The 18,829-nt window shown below is 62.5% G+C and carries 20 protein-coding genes; 16 read left to right on the top strand and 4 right to left on the bottom strand.

The window, feature by feature from the left end; translation table 11 throughout:
* Window positions 1–117 precede the first annotated feature (117 nt).
* Window positions 118–1,401, top strand: coding sequence for a phosphopyruvate hydratase (eno, locus tag JQ597_RS33215; protein ID WP_212269637.1), 1,284 nt, complete (start codon window positions 118–120; stop codon window positions 1,399–1,401).
* Window positions 1,402–1,551: 150 nt separating this feature from the next.
* On the opposite strand, the gene JQ597_RS33210 is transcribed toward eno, so the two are convergent.
* A complete protein-coding gene (locus JQ597_RS33210; RefSeq protein WP_409363354.1) occupies window positions 1,552–2,532 on the bottom strand; it encodes a hypothetical protein in 981 nt (326 codons plus the stop codon).
* Between the two features lie 750 nt (window positions 2,533–3,282).
* On the opposite strand from JQ597_RS33210, the gene JQ597_RS33205 reads away from it, so the two are divergent.
* The 10 genes from JQ597_RS33205 (at window position 3,283) to JQ597_RS33160 (ending at window position 13,905) form a co-directional block, all read left to right on the top strand.
* Entirely contained in the window at window positions 3,283–4,419 is a 1,137-nt protein-coding gene (locus JQ597_RS33205) for a zinc-binding dehydrogenase (RefSeq protein WP_212269636.1), read from the top strand.
* A gap of 189 nt (window positions 4,420–4,608) precedes the next feature.
* On the top strand, window positions 4,609–5,160 hold the full coding sequence (locus tag JQ597_RS33200) for an NADPH-dependent FMN reductase (RefSeq protein ID WP_212269635.1): 552 nt from the start codon (window positions 4,609–4,611) through the stop codon (window positions 5,158–5,160).
* Window positions 5,161–5,352: 192 nt separating this feature from the next.
* Entirely contained in the window at window positions 5,353–5,670 is a 318-nt protein-coding gene (locus JQ597_RS33195) for an FtsB family cell division protein (RefSeq protein ID WP_192739542.1), read from the top strand.
* Between the two features lie 207 nt (window positions 5,671–5,877).
* Window positions 5,878–6,924 carry a pyruvate dehydrogenase (acetyl-transferring) E1 component subunit alpha gene (gene pdhA, locus JQ597_RS33190; RefSeq protein ID WP_212269634.1) on the top strand — a complete coding sequence of 349 codons (1,047 nt, stop codon included), beginning with the start codon at window positions 5,878–5,880 and terminating at the stop codon, window positions 6,922–6,924.
* 56 nt (window positions 6,925–6,980) lie between these two features.
* The gene (locus tag JQ597_RS33185) at window positions 6,981–8,384 is read left to right on the top strand and encodes a pyruvate dehydrogenase complex E1 component subunit beta (protein ID WP_212269633.1); all 1,404 of its coding nucleotides are present in this window, start codon (window positions 6,981–6,983) and stop codon (window positions 8,382–8,384) included.
* A gap of 6 nt (window positions 8,385–8,390) precedes the next feature.
* Window positions 8,391–8,696, top strand: a complete 306-nt coding sequence (locus JQ597_RS33180) for a DUF5076 domain-containing protein (protein ID WP_212269632.1) — start codon at window positions 8,391–8,393, stop codon at window positions 8,694–8,696.
* Between the two features lie 2 nt (window positions 8,697–8,698).
* Window positions 8,699–10,069 carry a pyruvate dehydrogenase complex dihydrolipoamide acetyltransferase gene (locus JQ597_RS33175; RefSeq protein WP_212269631.1) on the top strand — a complete coding sequence of 457 codons (1,371 nt, stop codon included), beginning with the start codon at window positions 8,699–8,701 and terminating at the stop codon, window positions 10,067–10,069.
* 122 nt (window positions 10,070–10,191) lie between these two features.
* Window positions 10,192–11,613 carry a dihydrolipoyl dehydrogenase gene (lpdA, locus tag JQ597_RS33170; RefSeq protein WP_212269630.1) on the top strand — a complete coding sequence of 474 codons (1,422 nt, stop codon included), beginning with the start codon at window positions 10,192–10,194 and terminating at the stop codon, window positions 11,611–11,613.
* Between the two features lie 47 nt (window positions 11,614–11,660).
* Entirely contained in the window at window positions 11,661–12,902 is a 1,242-nt protein-coding gene (locus tag JQ597_RS33165) for a threonine synthase (RefSeq protein ID WP_212269629.1), read from the top strand.
* A 34-nt stretch (window positions 12,903–12,936) separates the two neighbouring features.
* The gene (locus tag JQ597_RS33160) at window positions 12,937–13,905 is read left to right on the top strand and encodes a tripartite tricarboxylate transporter substrate binding protein BugD (protein ID WP_212269628.1); all 969 of its coding nucleotides are present in this window, start codon (window positions 12,937–12,939) and stop codon (window positions 13,903–13,905) included.
* Between the two features lie 137 nt (window positions 13,906–14,042).
* On the opposite strand, the gene JQ597_RS33155 is transcribed toward JQ597_RS33160, so the two are convergent.
* Window positions 14,043–16,316, bottom strand: a complete 2,274-nt coding sequence (locus tag JQ597_RS33155; protein ID WP_212269627.1) for a lytic transglycosylase domain-containing protein — start codon at window positions 16,314–16,316, stop codon at window positions 14,043–14,045.
* A 176-nt stretch (window positions 16,317–16,492) separates the two neighbouring features.
* Window positions 16,493–16,657: a hypothetical protein gene (locus JQ597_RS33150; protein ID WP_212269626.1), complete on the bottom strand. Its 165-nt coding sequence runs from the start codon at window positions 16,655–16,657 to the stop codon at window positions 16,493–16,495.
* A gap of 295 nt (window positions 16,658–16,952) precedes the next feature.
* Between JQ597_RS33150 and JQ597_RS33145 the strand changes: the two genes are divergently transcribed.
* From JQ597_RS33145 to JQ597_RS33135, 3 genes are all read left to right on the top strand, one after another.
* Window positions 16,953–17,141, top strand: a complete 189-nt coding sequence (locus tag JQ597_RS33145) for a hypothetical protein (protein ID WP_212269625.1) — start codon at window positions 16,953–16,955, stop codon at window positions 17,139–17,141.
* A gap of 62 nt (window positions 17,142–17,203) precedes the next feature.
* Window positions 17,204–17,398: a hypothetical protein gene (locus JQ597_RS33140; RefSeq protein ID WP_212269624.1), complete on the top strand. Its 195-nt coding sequence runs from the start codon at window positions 17,204–17,206 to the stop codon at window positions 17,396–17,398.
* Window positions 17,399–17,486: 88 nt separating this feature from the next.
* On the top strand, window positions 17,487–17,831 hold the full coding sequence (locus JQ597_RS33135) for a response regulator (RefSeq protein ID WP_212269623.1): 345 nt from the start codon (window positions 17,487–17,489) through the stop codon (window positions 17,829–17,831).
* Here JQ597_RS33135 and JQ597_RS33130 read toward each other — a convergent pair.
* Window positions 17,828–18,019 (bottom strand): hypothetical protein, encoded by a 192-nt coding sequence (locus JQ597_RS33130; protein WP_212269622.1) that lies wholly within the window; start codon window positions 18,017–18,019, stop codon window positions 17,828–17,830. The two genes, JQ597_RS33135 and JQ597_RS33130, sit on opposite strands and share 4 nt — an antisense overlap.
* Before the next feature lie 127 nt (window positions 18,020–18,146).
* On the opposite strand from JQ597_RS33130, the gene JQ597_RS33125 reads away from it, so the two are divergent.
* Window positions 18,147–18,311 carry a hypothetical protein gene (locus JQ597_RS33125; protein ID WP_212269621.1) on the top strand — a complete coding sequence of 55 codons (165 nt, stop codon included), beginning with the start codon at window positions 18,147–18,149 and terminating at the stop codon, window positions 18,309–18,311.
* Window positions 18,312–18,430: 119 nt separating this feature from the next.
* Window positions 18,431–18,748: a hypothetical protein gene (locus JQ597_RS33120; RefSeq protein WP_212269620.1), complete on the top strand. Its 318-nt coding sequence runs from the start codon at window positions 18,431–18,433 to the stop codon at window positions 18,746–18,748.
* The last annotated feature ends 81 nt before the right edge of the window (window positions 18,749–18,829 follow it).

Genomic DNA, 18,829 nt, shown 5'->3' with positions numbered 1-18,829 from the left:
TAGTCTTACCACATTGCCCCGTCAGGCGAACACGCAGACTAAGCGTTCACATTTGCTTGCGCGCCGTGTAAGACGCGCCCAAATCCAGCCCCGGAACCATCCAGGAAAGTGCAAGACATGACCGCCATCATCGACATCATCGGCCGCGAAATCCTCGATAGCCGTGGCAATCCCACCGTTGAGGTCGATGTGGTGCTGGAAGACGGCTCGATCGGCCGTGCCGCGGTGCCCTCAGGCGCCTCCACCGGCGCTCATGAGGCGGTGGAACTGCGGGACGGCGACAAGAAGCGCTATCTCGGCAAGGGTGTGCAGAAGGCGGTCGAGGCCATCAACGGCGAAATCTTCGAGGCGCTCGCCGACCGTCCGGTCGAGGAACAGGTCCAGATCGACCAGATCATGATCGATCTCGATGGTACGCCCAACAAGAGCCGGCTGGGTGCCAACGCCATCCTCGGCGTTTCCCTGGCCTGCGCCAAGGCGGCCGCGGAATCCTTCGACATGCCGCTCTATCGCTATGTCGGCGGCACCTCGGCGCGCACTCTGCCGGTGCCGATGATGAACATCATCAATGGCGGCGTGCACGCCGACAACCCGATCGACTTCCAGGAATTCATGATCCTGCCGGTGGGTGCGGCAACCTTCGCCGAGGCGCTGCGCTGCGGCGCTGAAATCTTCCACACGCTGAAGGGCGAACTGAAGAAGGCCGGCCACAACACCAATGTCGGTGACGAGGGCGGTTTCGCGCCCAACCTGCCGTCGGCGGATGCCGCGCTCGAATTCGTCGTCAGCGCGATCGGCAAGGCCGGCTACAGCGCGGGCAGTGACGTCATGCTCGGCCTCGATTGCGCCGCGACCGAGTTCTTCAAGGACGGCAATTACGTCTATGGCGGCGAGAACAAGACCCGTTCGCGCTCCGAGCAGGCGAAATACCTCGCCGATCTCGTCGCGCGCTATCCGATCGTCACGATCGAGGACGGCATGTCGGAAGACGACATGGACGGCTGGAAGGAATTGACCGACCTCGTCGGCAAGAAGTGCCAGCTGGTCGGCGACGATCTGTTCGTCACCAACGTCACAAGGCTCGCCGACGGCATCAAGAACGGCCGCGCCAATTCGATCCTGATCAAGGTCAACCAGATCGGCACGCTGACCGAGACGCTTTCCGCCGTCGAACTGGCTCACAAATACGGCTACACCTCTGTCATGTCGCACCGTTCCGGCGAGACCGAGGATTCCACCATCGCCGACCTCGCGGTCGCCACCAATTGCGGCCAGATCAAAACCGGATCCTTGGCGCGCTCCGACCGCACCGCCAAGTACAACCAGTTGCTGCGCATCGAGCAGCAGTTGGGCGCACAGGCGAAATACGCAGGGCGGGCGGCGCTGAAGGCGCTGGCGTAAGGGTAGGGCAAACTATCTCCGTCATCCTGAGGTGCGCGCTCTTGCGCGCCTCGAAGGATGAATACGGCCCGTGGCCCATCCTTCGAGGCTTGCTGCGCTCGCACCTCAGGATGACGACGGCTACGCTGATTTAGCCAAAACCATCACGCGCTAGCGTGCTGCAGCAAGCCGGCTGGCCGGCTTGCTGCTCGGCGGTTTCGCGGCGACCTGGCGCTTCGCTGTGCCGGACTTGGCTTGAACGATTTTCTGCCGCTTCTTCACATTGGCGGCCGCTACCTTCGTTCCGCCGCGGCGGGACGCATATTCCGGGCCGTCGATCGGGCCGACATGCGGTGGGTCGAAGGCGAGATACGGTCGGCCGATCCCGAACTGTTTGCCGTTCGCATCGACCCATTTCCACAGCGTTTCGGTTGACGCCCATCGCTGCGCGCGATTGACGCCATTGACGCTTACGATATCGGCGGCAAGCCCGCGGCCATAGCCGCCGCGGAGACTGCCGCCGTGAAACGACCGGTTGGCTGCCGCCTTCAGGCCGCTTGCGATCGATTGACGGTAGTCGTCGCGGAAGGCGCTGGTGATACCGGGTTTCAGTCCGGCGGCCTCGGCGGCGTAAAGCGTATGAAACAGCTTCGTCTTGAAGCTGCGATCCATGCCGCCGATCACGTAGTCCATCATCGGCATGCCGACTCGTTCCGCCGCCTTGGGATCCTTCCAGGTGAAATCGTTGTCGACGAGCTTGGTAAAGCTTCTGGTGACAGTCACCAGTTTGCCCTTCCTCTTGATCGTCACTTTCCTGAGCTCACGCTCCTTGGTGGTGTCCTCCTTGGGCGTCCGCTGGTAAAGCGCCCACAGAAATTGGTCGATGCAGGCCTCTGCCACCTGGCATTCGCCGACAAGCTCGACGCGGCCGGGCGTTGTTGCGGCGGCGGCCGTGCCTGCGGTTGGCGCCGGGATGGTCGGGATTTCCAGCGACAGAATTTCCGCCGGATCGCTCAGCGCGGCCACGACGATGGTTTGCTGCTTGTCCGGGGCGGCTGTGGCTGCGACGGCCACTTCCGGGTTGGCCGTGCTTGCGGTTGGCCCCTGGACGGTCGGGACTACCGGCGGCAGAATTTCCGCCGGATCGCTCAGCGCGGCTACGACGATGGTTTGCTGCTTGTCCGGGGCGGCTGTGGCGGCGACGGCCACTTCCGGATTAGCTGTGCTTGCGGTTGACCCCTGGACGGTTGGGGCTATCGGCGACAGAATTTCCGCGGGATCGCCCAGCGCCGCTACGACGATGGTTTGCTTCTTCTCCGGGGCAACTGGGGCGTCGATCGCCACCTCCGCCAGAAGTTCGGCGGCCTTTGCCACGTCAGCACTCTTGATGATCGGATTGCCTGTCGTAACGGCTGGATGGCCCATCGCGGATGCCCGCGGTGCGGCCACCAGGGCGGCGTTGGCGGCAAGAGATGGCGCGAGGCGGTCCACAACGCGCACCGCGTTGACCTTCTCGGTGCCGGTCAAACCGACGACGGCAAACCACACCACAAGTCCGCCCGTGAAAACGAGCGTGGGCCACATTTCGGTGGCAAGCCGACGCGGGTTCATGATTCCAGCCTCCAAGGCTCGAGTCAGTTCACAGCTAAGCACGCGACACCGCTAATGTTTCGGCTCACAATGTGGGCGTGCAAGGGCGGAAACGGCTGTTGAAGCACGGTTTCCGGGAACTGTTGCCGGAGTGCAACGCGCCGGCCGACCCTGGTTCGGGTCTACCTTCGCCGCGCAATTTGATTGAAATTGCTGATACCGGTGGACATCACCGCTGGCCGCGACCATATCGCTGACACAAAGCGCGGATCGGCAACAGGTTGCTGAACCGCCGGCAGGGAGGAAGTAAGCATGAGTGACGGCAAGACCGGGCTGCAACTGCGTTCGCTATTGAAGAAGAGCGGCGAACTCGAGCTATCGCTGGCCAGCGTCCCGACTCCAGAACCGGCCGACGATGAAGTCGTGGTTCGCGTCGAGGCCTCGCCGATCAATCCGTCCGACCTCGGGCTTCTGATCGGCCCCGCCGACATGTCGACGGCCAAGGTCTCGGGCACCAAGGACCAGCCCGTCGTCACGGCGAAGATGCCGGAAGCGGTGATGCGGATGATGGGCGCGCGGCTCGATCAGTCGCTGCCAGTCGGCAATGAGGGCGCCGGCACCGTGATCCGGGGCGGATCATCCGATGCCGCCAAGGCGCTGATGGGCAAGACGGTCTCGATCATCGGCGGCGCGATGTATTCGCAATTCCGCACCATGAAGGTGAGGGACGTGATGGAGCTGCCCGCCGGCACCACCGCTGCCGACGGCGCGTCCTGGTTCGTCAATCCGCTGACCGCGCTCGGCATGACCGAGACCATGCGGCGCGAAAATCACAAGGCACTGGTGCATACGGCAGCCGCGTCGAATCTCGGCCAGATGCTCAACAAGATCTGCATCAAGGACGGCATCGGCCTCGTCAACATCGTGCGCAGCAAGGAGCAGGCCGATATCCTGCACAAGATCGGCGCCAAATATGTCGTCGATTCCACCGCCGACGGCTTCATGGACGATCTCACCAACGCGTTGGTGGAAACCGGCGCCACGATCGCGTTCGATGCCATCGGCGGCGGCAAGCTTGCGGGCCAGATCCTCACTTGCATGGAGGCGGCGGCCAACAAGACCGCCAAGGAATACAGCCGCTACGGCTCGAATGTGTTTAAGCAGGTCTATATCTACGGCAGCCTCAACACCGCTCCGACTGAGTTGAGCCGCGCGTTCGGCTTGACCTGGGCGGTCGGCGGCTGGCTGCTCACGCCGTTCCTGCAAAAGATCGGCCCGGCCGACATCGGCAAATTGCGCCAGCGCGTAGCCTCCGAACTCAAGACCACGTTTGCGAGCCACTACACCAAGGTGGTGTCGTTGCAGGAGACGCTCGATCTTGCCAACATCGACGTCTACAACAAGCGCGCCACCGGCGAGAAATTCCTGATCAATCCGAGCAAGGGCTGATCCGAACAAGGGCTGATAAGGCTCCCGCCAGCAAAGAGACAAACAGGCCGTCCGTATGGGCGGCCTGTTTTACTTAGCCTCAATTACGCGAACGATGCGTTTCCGAAATTGCGCATTTCATGCACTTGCATCCTTGTGTCGATGTGGCGTAAGTGAGCGCCGGCGCTTCAGCTTCAAAAGGGAATTCCAATGGCTCACAGCATCGTCACCATCGTCGGCTCGCTCCGCAAGGAGAGCTTTTCTCTCAAGATCGCCAATGCCCTGGCCAAGCTCGCGCCGGCTTCGCTGAAGCTCGACGTCACGACGCTGGAGGGGATTTCCTTCTTCAACCAGGATCTGGAAGCCGCCCCGCCGGCCGATTGGCTCGCGTTCCGCGAAAAACTGCAGAAGTCGAACGGCGTGCTGTTCGTGACGCCGGAATATAACCGTTCTATCCCCGGCGTCCTGAAGAACGCCATCGACGTCGGCTCGCGCCCCTATGGCAAGAGCTCGTTCATCGGCAAGCCCGTCGGCATTGTCAGCAACTCCCCGGGAGCGCTCGGCGGCGTCAGCGCGGCCAAGCATCTGCAGAACATCCTGCCGGGCATCACCGGTCCGATTCTGGGCCAGCCCGAGATCTACCTGAATGGCGTCGGCGACGCCTTCGACGACAAGGGCGCCCTCACCAAGGAAACGCTGCAGAAGACGCTGCAGCAGTATATCGATGCATTCGCGGCCTTTATCGAAAAGCAGAACCGCTAAGCGGTACCCTCAGCGTCATTGCGAGCGAAGCGAAGCAATCCATATCCCCAAAAAGGAAGAATGGATTGCTTCGTCGCTGTCGCTCCCTTGCGCAAACGCTGCGCGTTTGTCGCAGGCAATGACGGGGGCATGATTTGTGCCCCGTGTTCGCCATCTTAGGATTCCATTAACCTGACCGTCGCATCTTGCGTCATGGTCTCCCGCACCCGACTGAAATCGATACTGACCGGGCTCGCCCTCTACACAATGGCGGCGCTGATGGTCGGCTATTTCGGCGTCAACGCCTATACCGGCAAATACGGGCTGAACGCGCGGCAAGAGCTCGATCAGGAGATCATCGCGCTGACGTCCGAACTGGCGCGGCTGAAGCGGGAACGGGCCCAGGGCGAGCAGCGCGTTTCGCTGCTCCGCTCAGACCGGGTCGACCCCGACATGCTGGACGAGCGCGCACGCTTCCAGCTCGACTACGCCAACCCTCGCGACCTGATCAAGGTCCTCAAGCCGAACTAGCTTTCAGCCGCTCGCGCGTCCCGACTGTTACACCGGGATGACGGCCGTCCGGATTCCGCAAATTTCAAAATCTCGCGATATCGATTACAAAAATGTCGCGCCGCGTTGCACTGCGGCATAGCAATATTTTCTCCAGCGCACGCAATCCTTTCACGGCGGTTTGAGTTGGGTTAGAGAGGCTGATCTTCTCTCTCATCCGGAATTGCCATGGCCGTACCCAAAAAAACCGTCACCAAGGAAGCAGGGCAGGAAAATGGGAAAGAGAAGGGTCAACAGAAGGGCTTCGGCGCCCCGCCGGAATTCACCAAGGCACAGGAACTGGCAGCCCTGCGGGACATGCTGCTGATCCGCCGTTTCGAGGAAAAGGCCGGCCAGCTCTACGGCATGGGCGCGATCGGCGGCTTCTGCCATCTCTATATCGGCCAGGAAGCCATCGTGGTCGGCATGCAGATGGCCCTGAAAAAGGGCGATCAGGTCATAACCGGATACCGCGACCACGGGCATATGCTGGCCTGCGGGATGGAAGCCAAGGGCGTGATGGCCGAACTGACCGGACGCCAGGGCGGCTATTCCAAGGGCAAGGGCGGCTCCATGCACATGTTCAGCAAGGAGCAGAATTTCTACGGCGGCCACGGCATCGTCGGCGCCCAGGTTTCGCTCGGAACGGGTTTGGCCTTCGCCAACCGCTACCGCGGCAATGATTTCGTCAGCCTCGCTTATTTCGGCGACGGCGCCTCCAACCAGGGGCAGGTCTATGAGAGCTTCAACATGGCGGAGCTGTGGAAGCTGCCGGTGATCTACATCATCGAGAACAACCGCTACGCCATGGGCACGTCGGTGACGCGCTCGTCCGCCCAGACCGATTTCTCCAAGCGCGGCATTTCCTTCAACATCCCCGGCGAACAGGTCGATGGCATGGACGTGCGTGCGGTGAAGGCCGCCGGCGACAAGGCGGTGGCCCATTGCCGCGCCGGCAAGGGGCCGTTCATCCTGGAAATGCAGACCTATCGCTACCGCGGCCATTCGATGTCGGATCCGGCGAAGTACCGGACCCGCGAGGAGGTCGAAAAGGTCCGCCACGACCAGGATCCGATCGAGCAGGTGCGCAATCGCTTGCTGGCGGCCAAGGTCACCGAGCAGGAATTGAAGGCCATCGACGCCGAAGTGCGCGAGATCGTCAATGAGTCGGCGGATTTCGCCCAGCACGATCCCGAGCCCGATGCGTCCGAGCTCTGGACCGACGTCTATCGTTGATACGCGTCCGCCAAAGTAGCGCAGAACAAAACTAAAGAGTGATCCCGGGAGCTGATATGCCCATTCAAGTATTGATGCCTGCGCTTTCGCCAACCATGGAGAAGGGCAACCTTGCCAAATGGCTGAAGAAGGAAGGCGAGACGATCAAGTCGGGCGATGTCATCGCCGAGATCGAAACCGACAAGGCGACAATGGAAGTCGAGGCGACCGATGAGGGTACGCTCGGCAGGATATTGATCCCGGAAGGCACCAACGACGTCGCGGTCAACACGCCGATCGCGACCATTTTGGCTGACGGCGAAAGCGCCGCCGATCTCGGCAAGGCCGCAGCACCAGCTCCCGCGCTCAATGTCGCCAAGGAAGTCGAGGAGTCCCGTTCGCCGGTCGGCGAAGGCAAGCCGATGATCTCGGCGCCGAAGGCGACCGCTGCACCCGCTGCCGTGGCCGAGCCCGATCCGGAAGTGCCTGAGGGCACCGAGATGATCTCCCAGACCATCCGCGAAGCGCTGCGCGACGCCATGGCCGAAGAGATGCGGCGCGACCCCGACGTGTTCATCATGGGCGAAGAGGTCGCCGAATATCAGGGCGCCTACAAGGTGACGCAGGGCCTGCTGCAGGAATTCGGCGCCAAGCGCGTGATCGATACGCCGATCACCGAGCATGGTTTTGCCGGCGTCGGCGTCGGCGCCGCGATGTCCGGCCTGAAGCCGATCGTCGAGTTCATGACGTTCAATTTCGCGATGCAGGCGATCGACCAGATCATCAACTCGGCGGCCAAGACGCTGTACATGTCCGGCGGCCAGATGGGCTGCTCGATCGTGTTCCGCGGCCCCAACGGCGCCGCGTCCCGCGTCGCCGCCCAGCACAGCCAGGATTACTCGGCCTGGTACTCGCAGATCCCGGGATTGAAAGTGGTCGCGCCGTTCTCGGCCGCTGACTACAAGGGCTTGCTGAAAGCCGCGATCCGCGATCCCAACCCGGTGATCTTCCTCGAAAACGAGATGCTGTACGGCCACACCGGCGAAGTCCCGAAACTTGACGACTACGTGATCCCGATCGGCAAGGCGCGCATCGTCCGCTCCGGCGGCCACGTCACGCTGATCTCCTGGTCGAACGGCATGAGCTACGCGCTCAAGGCCGCCGACGAGTTGGCAAAAGAAGGCATCGAGGCCGAGGTGATCGACCTGCGCACACTGCGCCCGATGGACACCGACACGATCATCGCCTCGGTCAAGAAGACCGGCCGCGCGGTCACGGTGGAGGAGGGTTGGCAGCAGAGCGGTGTCGGCGCCGAGATCGCCGCCCGCATCATGGAGCACGCCTTCGACTATCTGGATGCGCCGGTGGCGCGGGTGTCGGGCAAGGACGTGCCGATGCCCTATGCGGCGAATTTGGAAAAGCTCGCATTGCCCAATGTCGCCGAGGTGGTCGCCGCCGCCAAAGCCGTTTCATACCGGTAGACTCCGATGGCCGGTCCCAAGGAGCAACCCTTACCGCCAGACGTCATCGGTCGCGACGACGCGATCGAAGTGCTGCGCGCCTTCGTGGTCGATGGCGGGCTCTCGATCGCGTTCCAGCGGGCGTTCGAGGAGCCGGACATGTGGGGCCTGCTGCTGGTCGACATCGCGCGCCATGCGGCGAGGGCCTATTCGCGCGAAAGCGGCCACACCGAGGACGAGGCGCTGGCGCGTATCGTCGAAATGTTCGAAGCCGAGATAAATCGGCCGACTGACGTGGGTAACACCACGCTGCGGTCGCAACAGGGTCACTGACAATGCCGATCAACATTTTGATGCCCGCGCTGTCGCCGACGATGGAAAAGGGCAACCTTGCCAAGTGGCTCAAGAAAGAGGGCGACAAGGTCAAGTCCGGCGACGTGATCGCTGAGATCGAGACCGACAAGGCGACGATGGAAGTCGAAGCCGTCGATGAGGGCACGATCGCCAAAATCCTGGTGCCTGAAGGCACGCAGGACGTTCCGGTCAACGATGTCATCGCGGTCCTGGCCGGCGATGGCGAGGACGTGAAGGCGGCCGGAGCTGCGCCTGCGCCGGCTGCAAAAGCTGCACCTGCACCCGCTGCTGCACCTGCCGCAGCCGCACCGGCGCCTGCCGCCGCGCCCGCGGCAAAGCCCGCAGCAACCGGGCCGACGCAGGCTGCCGCGCCGCAGGCGGCGGCTTCCGCCCCGCAAGCCGCAACTCCTCAAGCCAATGGCCACGCCCGCGTGTTTTCGTCACCGCTTGCCCGGCGCCTCGCCAAGGAAGCCGGCATCGAACTCGGACGCATCAACGGCTCAGGCCCGCATGGCCGCATCGTGGCGCGCGACGTCGCGGACGCCAAATCCGGCAAGGGCCTCAAGGCGCCGGCCGCGGCTCCCACCGCCGGACCCTCGGTCGCGCCGTCGATGTCGGACAAGCAGATCCTCGCGCTGTTCGAGGAGGGCTCCTACGAAGTCGTGCCGCATGACGGCATGCGCCGCACCATCGCGCAGCGCCTGACGGCGTCGGTGCAGACCGTGCCGCATTTCTACCTGACGATGGACTGCGACATCGGCAAGCTTCTCGCCGCGCGCGAGGAGATCAATGCCGCCGCGCCGAAGGACAAGGAGAAGAAGCCGCTCTACAAGCTCTCGGTCAACGACTTCGTCATCAAGGCGATGGCGATCGCGCTGCAGCGGATTCCGAATTGCAACGTCAGCTGGACCGAAAGCGGCATGCTCAAGCACAAACATTCCGACATCGGCGTTGCCGTGGCGATGCCGGGCGGCCTGATCACGCCGATCATCCGCAAGGCCGAAACCAAATCGCTCTCGACCATCTCGGCCGAGATGAAGGATTTCGCCGCGCGCGCCCGCTCGCGCAAGCTGAAGCCCGACGAATACCAGGGCGGCACCACGGCCGTCTCCAACCTCGGCATGTTCGGCATCAAGGATTTCACCGCCGTGATCAACCCGCCGCACGCGACCATCCTAGCGGTCGGCACCAGCGAGGAGCGCGCGGTGGTGCGGGCCGGCAAGATCGAAGCCGCCCACATCATGAGCGTGACGCTGTCCTGCGATCACCGCGCCGTCGACGGCGCGCTCGGCGCCGAACTGATCGGCGCCTTCAAGATGCTGATCGAAAACCCCGTCATGATGATGGTGTGAACCCGTCATTGCGAGCGCAGCAAAGCAATCCATTTCACCACCGGAAACATGGATTGCTTCGTCGCAAGTGCTCCTCGCAATGACGGAAGCCAATAGTCCGGTTGAATGATGAGAATGAGCGCATGGCCGACACTTCCTTCGACGTCATCATCATCGGCTCCGGCCCCGGCGGTTACGTCACGGCGATCCGCGCGGCGCAGCTCGGCTTCAAGACCGCGATCGTGGAGAAATCCTATCTCGGCGGCATCTGCCTGAACTGGGGCTGCATCCCGACCAAGGCGCTCCTACGCTCGGCGGAAATCTACCACTACATGCAGCACGCCAAGGATTACGGGCTGTCGGCGGAGAAAGTCTCCTACGACCCGAAGGCCGTGGTGCAGCGCTCGCGCGGCGTCTCGAAGCGCCTCAATGACGGCGTCGGCTTCCTGATGAAGAAGAACAAGGTGCAGATCATCTGGGGCGAAGCCTCGATCGATGCGCCGGGCAAGGTCACGGTGAAGAAATCCGCGGTCGAGGCGCCGAAGGGTACCTTGGGTGAGGGCGCTTATCAGGCCAAGCACATCATCCTTGCGACCGGCGCGCGGCCGCGCGTGCTGCCGGGGCTGGAGCCCGACAAGAAACTGGTGTGGACCTATTTCGAGGCGATGGTGCCGGACAAGATGCCGAAGTCGCTTCTTGTCGTCGGCTCCGGCGCGATCGGAATGGAATTCGCTTCGTTCTTCCGCACCATGGGTTCCGAAGTAACGGTTGTCGAAGTGCTGCCGCAGATCCTGCCGGTGGAAGACGCCGAAATATCGAAGTTCGCCCACAAGGCGTTCGAGAAGCAGGGCATCAAGCTCCTCACCAATACCAAAGTCACAAAACTCGAGAAGAAGAGCGACAGCGTCATCGCCACCATCGACGACGGCAAGGGCAAGACGCAGACGGTCGAGGTCGACCGGGTGATCTCAGCCGTCGGCGTCGTCGGCAATATCGAAAACCTCGGTCTGGAAAAACTCGGCGTCAAAACCGATCGCGGCTGCATGGTGATCGACGGCTATGGCAAGACCAACGTGCCCGGCATCTACGCCATCGGCGATGTCGCAGGCCCCCCGATGCTGGCGCACAAGGCCGAGCATGAGGGCGTGGTCTGCATCGAGGCGATCAAGGGCTTGCATCCGCACGCGATGGACAAGAACCTCATTCCCGGCTGCACCTATTGCCACCCGCAGGTCGCCTCCGTCGGCCTCACCGAAGCGAAGGCGAAAGAGAGCGGCCGCGAGATCCGCGTCGGGCGTTTTCCGTTCGTCGGCAACGGCAAGGCGATCGCGCTCGGCGAGGACCAGGGCCTGGTCAAGGTGATCTTCGACAAGAAGAGCGGACAATTGCTCGGCGCCCACATGATCGGCGCCGAGGTCACCGAACTGATCCAGGGCTACGTCGTGGCGATGAACCTGGAGACGACGGAAGAAGAGCTGATGCACACGATCTTCCCGCATCCGACGCTGTCTGAAATGATGAAGGAAGCGGTGCTGGACGCCTATGGCCGCGTGCTGAACATGTAAGGCACGATCTTTCCGGTCGCGTCCAACAACAAACGAGAGATCAATCCGTGAAAGATAACGACAACCTGACCATCGAACGTCCGACGTTCGTGACCCATCTCGAATGTGCGATGGAAGGCGATCATTATCCCGCCGACCAGATCCACAATCTCTCGAAAGCCAACAAGCCGCTGCTGGTGCGCTACGACCTCGCCGGCGTGAAGAAAGCGCTGACCAAGGACGCGCTGGCGCAGCGGCCGGCGGACATGTGGCGCTACCGCGAGATGCTGCCGGTGCGCAAGGTCAGCGATATCGTCAGCCTCGGCGAGGTCACGACGCCGCTGATCCGGCTGCCGAAGCTCGGCAAAAAGCTCGGCGGCGGCGAGATCATCGTCAAGGACGAGGGCCGTCTTCCCACTGGTTCGTTCAAGGCCCGTGGCCTTGTGATGGCGGTGTCGATGGGCAAGGCGCTCGGCATCAAGCACATGGCGATGCCGACCAACGGCAATGCGGGTGCTGCGCTCGCCGCCTACGCCACCTCCTGCGGCATCAAGACCACGATCTTCTGCCCGGCCGATACGCCGGAGGTGAATGTCAGCGAGATCGAGCTGCAGGGCGCCACGGTCTATCGGGTGAACGGCCTGATTGACGACTGCGGCAAGATCGTCGGCGAAGGCAAGACAAAGGCGGGCTGGTTCGACACTTCGACCCTGAAGGAGCCGTACCGGATCGAAGGCAAGAAGACGATGGGGCTGGAGCTCGCCGAACAGCTCGGCTGGGAAGTGCCCGACGTGATCTTCTATCCGACCGGCGGCGGCACCGGCCTGATCGGGATGTGGAAGGCGTTTGCCGAACTCGAGGCCATCGGCTTCATCGGCTCAAAACGTCCGCGGATGGTGGCGGTGCAGGCGTCGGGCTGCGCGCCGATGGTCCGCGCCTTCGAGAACGGCACCGAGCACGCGCCGCGCTGGGAGGACGCCCACACGATTGCATCGGGTATTCGCGTGCCGCAGGCGGTCGGAGATTTTCTGATCCTGCGCGCGGTCCGCGAGAGCAAGGGTTTCGCCATTGCGGTCGATGACGAGAAGATTTCTGCTGCGCTGGGCGAAGTCGCGCGCGAGGAAGGCTTTTTGTTGTGTCCGGAGGGCGCTGCGACCTATGCTGCGTACAAGCAAAGCCTTGCCGATGGCCGCGTCACGAAAAATGATCGTGTGATGCTGTTCAATTGCGCGACAGGGCTTAAGTATCCGTTGCCGCCGGTCACGCGCACGCTCGATCGTCATCAGCCGATCGACTACGCGCAATTCTGATTGTCGCGCGGCGCCATTTTGATGGAGCCTTGTCATGCGAAGATTATTTCTGGCGGCGCTTGCGGTGTTGGCGTTCGGCGGCACCGCGGTCGCGCAAAATTTCCCCTCGCGTCCCATCACCATCATCGTGCCGTTCTCCGCCGGCGGCCCGTCGGACGTGATGGCGAGAATCCTGGCCGAGCGCATGAAGGCGACGCTGGGCGAGGTCGTCCAGATCGAGAACGTCACCGGCGCCGGCGGCTCGATCGGCGTCGGCCGCGCGGTACGGTCAGCCCCTGACGGCTACACCATCAGCTTCGGCCATCTCGGCACCCACGTGGCCAACGGCGCAATCTACAAGCTAGGCTACGACCTCGTCACCGATCTTGAACCGGTCGTGCTGCTGCCGAGCAACACCATGATCGTCGTCAGCAAGAATGCGGTGCCCGCGAAATCGCTGAGCGAATTGCTGGCGTGGCTCAAGGTGAGGCCTGAGCCGGCGGCGACCGGCACCGCCGGCGCCGGATCGGGCAGTCACATCGCCGGGCTCTATTTCGAGAACGTCACCGGCATCAAGCTGCAATATGTGCCGTATCGCGGCACCGGGCCTGCCATGAACGATCTCGTCGCCGGTCAGATCGATATGATCGTCGATCAGCTCTCCAATTCGATCAACCAGGTGCGCGCCGGAAACATTCGCGGCTACGCCGTCACCGATACCAAGCGCTCGGAATCCGCCTCCGACATCCCGACCGCCGAAGAGGCGGGCCTGGGCGGATTTCACATGACGCTGTGGTCGGGCTTGTGGGTACCGAAGGGTACGCCGAAGGAAATCGTCACCAGGCTGAATGCCGCCGCCGTCGAGGCATTGAACGATCCGGCGGTGCGCAAGCAGCTCGAAAACCTCGGCCTGCAAATGACGCCGAAGGACAAGCTGACGCCCGAAGCGCTCGGCGCCTGGCAGCAGGCGGAAATCGAAAAATGGTGGCCGATGATCAAGGCCGCGAATGTGAAGGTGGATTGAACACCGTCGTCGTCCCGGCGAACGCCGGGACCCATAGCCACCGGCTGCAATTGTTGTGCGCGCTGGCCGTTAACTTTCTTTTCCAACAACACCAGCCGCGGCGTATGGGTCCCGGCGTTCGCCGGGACGACGGAAGCTCATTGCGCCGGTGTCGCCGCCACTGCTGACGGTGCCGCATTGGTCTCCTGCGTCACGACGCGCTCGCCGGTCTTCGCCGCCATCGCCGTGCCGCTGTCGAAGCGGACGCGGTAGACCGCCAGATTCTCGATCACGCGCTGGACATAGTTTCGCGTCTCGGAGAACGGAATGCGCTCGACCCAGTCGACCGGATCGACCTTGGGGTCGCGCGGATCGCCATACGCCTTGAGCCAGTCCCGCACCCGGCCGCGGCCGGCGTTGTAGCCGGCGAAGGTCATGATGTGGGAACCCTTGTACTCGCTGAGCAGCGCGCTGAGTTCGCCGGCGCCCATTTGCGTGTTGTAGACGGGATCGGAAACCATCCGGTCCCAATCATACTTGACGCCAAAGCGCTTGGCGGTATCGCGTCCGGCCTCCGGGGTGATCTGCATCAACCCGACCGCATTGGCGTGAGACTTGTCGCGCTGGTCGAACGCGCTCTCGGTGCGCGCCACCGAATAGATCATGCTGTGCTCGATCTCGGGCGCGATCTGCTTGTGCGGCGGAATTCCGATGGTCGGGAACGCGTAATGGTCGAGCGCCAGCCCGCGGCCGAGCGAGGGTTTTCCGATCTGCAGCATCGCGCGGGCATCGTTGCGGCGGCCGGTGAGTTCGCCGAGCGCTTCGAGCAGGGTGACGTCGGAGCTCTGTTCGCCGAGATCGGTAACGAAATAGAGCACGACGTCGCGCTCGCCGATTTCGTACAGCATGTCGGCGGCGCGAACGCGTTCGTCGATGCTCGAAGCGTCGGCCGCCGCGAGAGCTGGTGAGGGCGGGCGCAATTCGATCTTGTCGCGGCCAAGTTTTGCGTGCGCGAGCTGGCCGTAATAGGCCGTCGGGTAGCGCGCGGCTGCTTCATAGCTTGCGCGCATCATGTCGTTGTTGCCAAGGGTTTCGGCGGCGCGCCCGCGCCAGTAATTCGCCCGCGACAGCACGGTGGGATTGGCCTGGCCCTCGTCGATGCGGGCGAAATGCTCGCGCGCGCTGATGGGTTCATCGAGATAGCGCAGGGCGATCCAGCCGCACATGAAGTGGTAATCGGACCGGTAGTACTCGTTGGCAGGCGCGGCCGCGGGCTGGATGACCTGGTAGGCGGTCAGGAATTTGCCTTCGTCGAGCAGCTTGCGGGCGAGCGAACGCCGCTCGCGCCACCATTGATCGGTGTCCTGCAGCGCCATCGTCTCGGGCCGCGCCGCCAGCATCAGGCGGGCCGCGTCATCAATGCGCTTCTCGGCGAGCATCCACTGGATCCGGCACAGCGTGTAGCCAAGATCGGCGCGCGCCTCGGCCGGGACGTCGTCGAGCGCATCCTTGGCCTTGTTCGATTTGCCCCTGACCGCGCCACAGGCCTTTACGATCGCCAGGTCGTCGTCGCCAAGGAGTTTTGCGGCGCGCTTCGCGCCTGCGAGATCCTTGGCGCCGATGCGTTTGTTCATGCGCGCGCGGTGGTCGTCGCGGGTGAGGAGGTCGCCGAACAGCTCCAGCACGTCGGGTTCGACGCGTTCCGACAATTCGTCCGATCGCCACGCGTCGCGCGCCAGCCGGCCCGCGCCGTCGCGATCGCCTTCACTGAGCTTGACGCGCGCGAGCGCCAGTTTGCCCCTGGCGCTGATAGGCGCCTCTCCGGTGAAGCCGCGCAGCTTGGCCCCATCGGCGCGCTCCTGCCACAGCCGCGCTTCCGCCCGCCGGCGCAGCTGCGCCGCGCTCGGCCATTCCGGATTGGCGGCGATGAAGGCGACATAGCGGCTGAAATTCGCCGTGGTCTCGGAGTGGCGCAGGATGAACCATTCGACGAGCTTTTGGGCGGCCGGATCGGCGATCCTGTTGCGCGTCGCGGTCGCCTCGTCGGTCTTCGCCTTGCGCGCGAGATTGATTGCCTCCTTCACCAGTGCAAGATCGCCGGTCAGCGCTGGAGCGGCCTCTTTGACAGTTTCCTTGGCAGTTTCCTTGGGAGCAGGGGCGTCCTTTACTCGCTTTGACTTCTTCTGCGCATCGGTATGTTTCGCGTTCTTCGCAAGTTTCGCGTGGCGGCGCTTTTCGACCGCGGCGTTGCGTTGCGAACCAGCATCCTTTTTCGCATCGAGCGTTTTCTTCGCATCGTGCGGCTTCTTCGCATCGTGCGTTTTCTTGGCGGGTTGCTGTTTGGGATTGGTCCGCGCCGTCGCCTCGGGTGCGAACAGCGCGAGCGCGGTTGCGGCGAGAAGACAGGACAGTGAACGCAAGCAACGGTTCATTCCATGGTGCTCCCCTGCGAGTCACAAACCAAGAAATCGCACGTCACGTGCGGCCCGAGCCGTCCGAGAGGTAGCATGAGATCGATTAATCAATTGTCGCATCGGCGCAACAGCGCGCGGGAAACCGCACGGTAAATGGAACCCGAAGGTCGATGGAATCCAGCAGGGCGGCTGACCTATTTGGGTGTCTGCAGTTCGTGCGAGCAGGCCCATTCGACCGCTTGGGACGGGGCCTTCAGGTCGACGGGCCGCTTCAAGGCCGCAAGCCGGAACAGGCCAACGACCACGATTGCCGCGAGGACAATGGCGGCGGCGGAGAGCGCCAGTAGCGAGGTCCACATGGCAGCATCAATCTTGCTGCCCCGCGAATCAACAGGAGGGGGACGGGCGGTGTTCCCAGAACCAAAACAAGCCGTCGTGATGTGGAACCAACATTTCCGATGCAACTTGATTCAATCCATCGGGCGATTACCGCTGATTTGCGTCCGATGCGGAATGACGGCCCCAGCCATTAGCCGCCTCCCACTGGGGCCGTTTCCTTGGGTACCGCTTTTCGCTCCCCCAAAAACAGAAGATGCGGCCGCCCCGGAACGAATGACACGTGTGTCGGTTACCGGACTCTCGGGGTAAGCTCAGATGAGCAAGCAAAGCGAAGATCTCAGAGAACAGGCCCGACGAGCAGGCCGCCTCGCGCTCACGATCAGCGACCTTGAGGCCTCCGTGAAACTGAAAGACTTGTCCAAACAGTACGACGCCGACGCCGAAAGGCTGGAGAAAATCGACAGCCCGGCGTCCGGCACGACGCGTGGTGACCTTCAAGAATGAGGGTATCTCCGGTTCAGGTTCGTCCCATGTACCCTTGGCGGTTTGGCGAATTCGACAATGTGATGGATGACGCGCTCAATATCGCGATGGACTATCTCATTCGCACCGACCAGGCCGTCGAATTCCGGGAGACGCAGACCGTGGCCGCAAACGCCATCGCGGACGCCTGGCGCGCAGGTGTACGCAGTCGCATGCGGCTTACCAACGTGGCGATAAGGGCGGTCGAACAAAACCGCGATACATCGGGAAACCCTTAAGCCAGCACCATCACGGCCGGTCGGGTGGCCAGCGAGGGCCGGTTGAACAATAACGGCTTTCCGGGATTGGATAATCCAAGAGGCCGCCATGATGAATTTTATTGCTCTTGTTGTGGAAGACGACCCGTTGCAGCGGGCGTTCTTGGCTGACCTGCTGAAAGAGCAAGGCCTCGAAGTGGTCGAGTGCGCGAGCGCGGAGGCTGCCGAACTCGTGCTGGTTGCGACCGGCACTGAACTGCGAGCCCTGGTAACGGACATAAATCTCGCGGGCGATATGTCCGGCGTCGAACTGGCGCAGTACGCCAAACGTAAGTTCCCTCTTTTGAACGTGGTGATGGTGTCCGGACGCGGCCCACCTTACATTCCGCAGGATACGCGCTTCCTGATGAAACCCTATCTGCCAGACGAGTTACTCGACGCCGTCCTGAACTAGATCCGTTCGCGTCGCCTTGAGGAACGGGCTCTCAGATATTTGAGGCCCTCAACGGCCAGCGTGCGTTCATCGAAGCGCTTGCTTTCGAAAAATCTGGCGACTTCGTCCCTGGCCTGCCGTTCCTGCTCCGAAGTGAGATTGACCATCATCCCGTAGGTCTTCATCACACGGTCAATCGCCGTTTGCATGGCACTCTCCTGACGCCCCTCAGAAGGGAACCTCCGATTGGAACGAAAGTTCCCCAGCGGAATTACCGGGTGCAACAGGAGTCAGAAGATGGATCGGGTGACGCGGTGTTTGCGCTGCGGAAAAAGAATGGTCCGCACCTCCGGCTTGAGCGGCAGGGCCGAACTGAAATGCGTGTTCTGCGATAAACTCGATCCGCTGAGGATGGAGGCGGCCAAATGGGCCGACGGCCCGCTCGCCACGGGAATTGCGGGCGATCGCCTTTCGGGCGAGACCGAGCTTCACAAATTGTGATCAGATGTCGCATGCCGGATGATCCGGCCTACGCTGAACATTGAAAGTTCATGACCACGCGCAGCGCACGGCACCTGTGCCGGTATATGAGCGCGTGACGTCGGAGAACTCGCACTCGAATGTCGCTCATCGCGCTGTGCCATATCGCTACGGCAGGTAAGGTGCGACAAATCAACCCGACGGGCAAATCAATTCTGAGTTTCAGAAATCGTGTCAAGAAGAAAATTTCTGTAAATCAAAATATTTCTGTTGTCGACCGGCCCAAATCAGTGCGCATCTATCGCCATCCCGTCCTACTCAGAAGGGCGTCGGCCGTCGTCACGGACGTTGGACGGGTTGCGGTGGACGCTGGTTTACGCCTCGACGACGGCGTGGATAAGCGTACGGCAAAACCGTGTGGTCCTGGCGCCCGTTGCTGGCGTCAAGCCGTCGGCTAAGCGTGAGCTGAACCGGCGGTGACGGAGTCAACCAAGAACTCGTCTCCGGGGAGAGCACGGCATAAGCCGTAAAGCCATTGC

Source organism: Bradyrhizobium sp. AUGA SZCCT0177, assembly GCF_018130125.1.
GTDB lineage: Bacteria > Pseudomonadota > Alphaproteobacteria > Rhizobiales > Xanthobacteraceae > Bradyrhizobium.
The sequence above is the reverse complement of the archived record's forward strand: the minus strand, read 5'-3'. Positions and strand labels throughout refer to the sequence as shown.

Coding starts and splice junctions, on each gene's coding strand:
- eno (WP_212269637.1), top strand. CDS start 118: ATGACCGCCATCATCGACATCATCGGCCGCGAAATCCTCGATAGCCGT.
- JQ597_RS33205 (WP_212269636.1), top strand. CDS start 3,283: ATGAGTGACGGCAAGACCGGGCTGCAACTGCGTTCGCTATTGAAGAAG.
- JQ597_RS33200 (WP_212269635.1), top strand. CDS start 4,609: ATGGCTCACAGCATCGTCACCATCGTCGGCTCGCTCCGCAAGGAGAGC.
- JQ597_RS33195 (WP_192739542.1), top strand. CDS start 5,353: ATGGTCTCCCGCACCCGACTGAAATCGATACTGACCGGGCTCGCCCTC.
- pdhA (WP_212269634.1), top strand. CDS start 5,878: ATGGCCGTACCCAAAAAAACCGTCACCAAGGAAGCAGGGCAGGAAAAT.
- JQ597_RS33185 (WP_212269633.1), top strand. CDS start 6,981: ATGCCCATTCAAGTATTGATGCCTGCGCTTTCGCCAACCATGGAGAAG.
- JQ597_RS33180 (WP_212269632.1), top strand. CDS start 8,391: ATGGCCGGTCCCAAGGAGCAACCCTTACCGCCAGACGTCATCGGTCGC.
- JQ597_RS33175 (WP_212269631.1), top strand. CDS start 8,699: ATGCCGATCAACATTTTGATGCCCGCGCTGTCGCCGACGATGGAAAAG.
- lpdA (WP_212269630.1), top strand. CDS start 10,192: ATGGCCGACACTTCCTTCGACGTCATCATCATCGGCTCCGGCCCCGGC.
- JQ597_RS33160 (WP_212269628.1), top strand. CDS start 12,937: ATGCGAAGATTATTTCTGGCGGCGCTTGCGGTGTTGGCGTTCGGCGGC.
- JQ597_RS33155 (WP_212269627.1), bottom strand. CDS start 16,316: ATGAACCGTTGCTTGCGTTCACTGTCCTGTCTTCTCGCCGCAACCGCG.
- JQ597_RS33150 (WP_212269626.1), bottom strand. CDS start 16,657: ATGTGGACCTCGCTACTGGCGCTCTCCGCCGCCGCCATTGTCCTCGCG.
- JQ597_RS33145 (WP_212269625.1), top strand. CDS start 16,953: ATGAGCAAGCAAAGCGAAGATCTCAGAGAACAGGCCCGACGAGCAGGC.
- JQ597_RS33140 (WP_212269624.1), top strand. CDS start 17,204: ATGGATGACGCGCTCAATATCGCGATGGACTATCTCATTCGCACCGAC.
- JQ597_RS33135 (WP_212269623.1), top strand. CDS start 17,487: ATGATGAATTTTATTGCTCTTGTTGTGGAAGACGACCCGTTGCAGCGG.
- JQ597_RS33130 (WP_212269622.1), bottom strand. CDS start 18,019: ATGCAAACGGCGATTGACCGTGTGATGAAGACCTACGGGATGATGGTC.
- JQ597_RS33125 (WP_212269621.1), top strand. CDS start 18,147: ATGGTCCGCACCTCCGGCTTGAGCGGCAGGGCCGAACTGAAATGCGTG.
- JQ597_RS33120 (WP_212269620.1), top strand. CDS start 18,431: ATGTCGCTCATCGCGCTGTGCCATATCGCTACGGCAGGTAAGGTGCGA.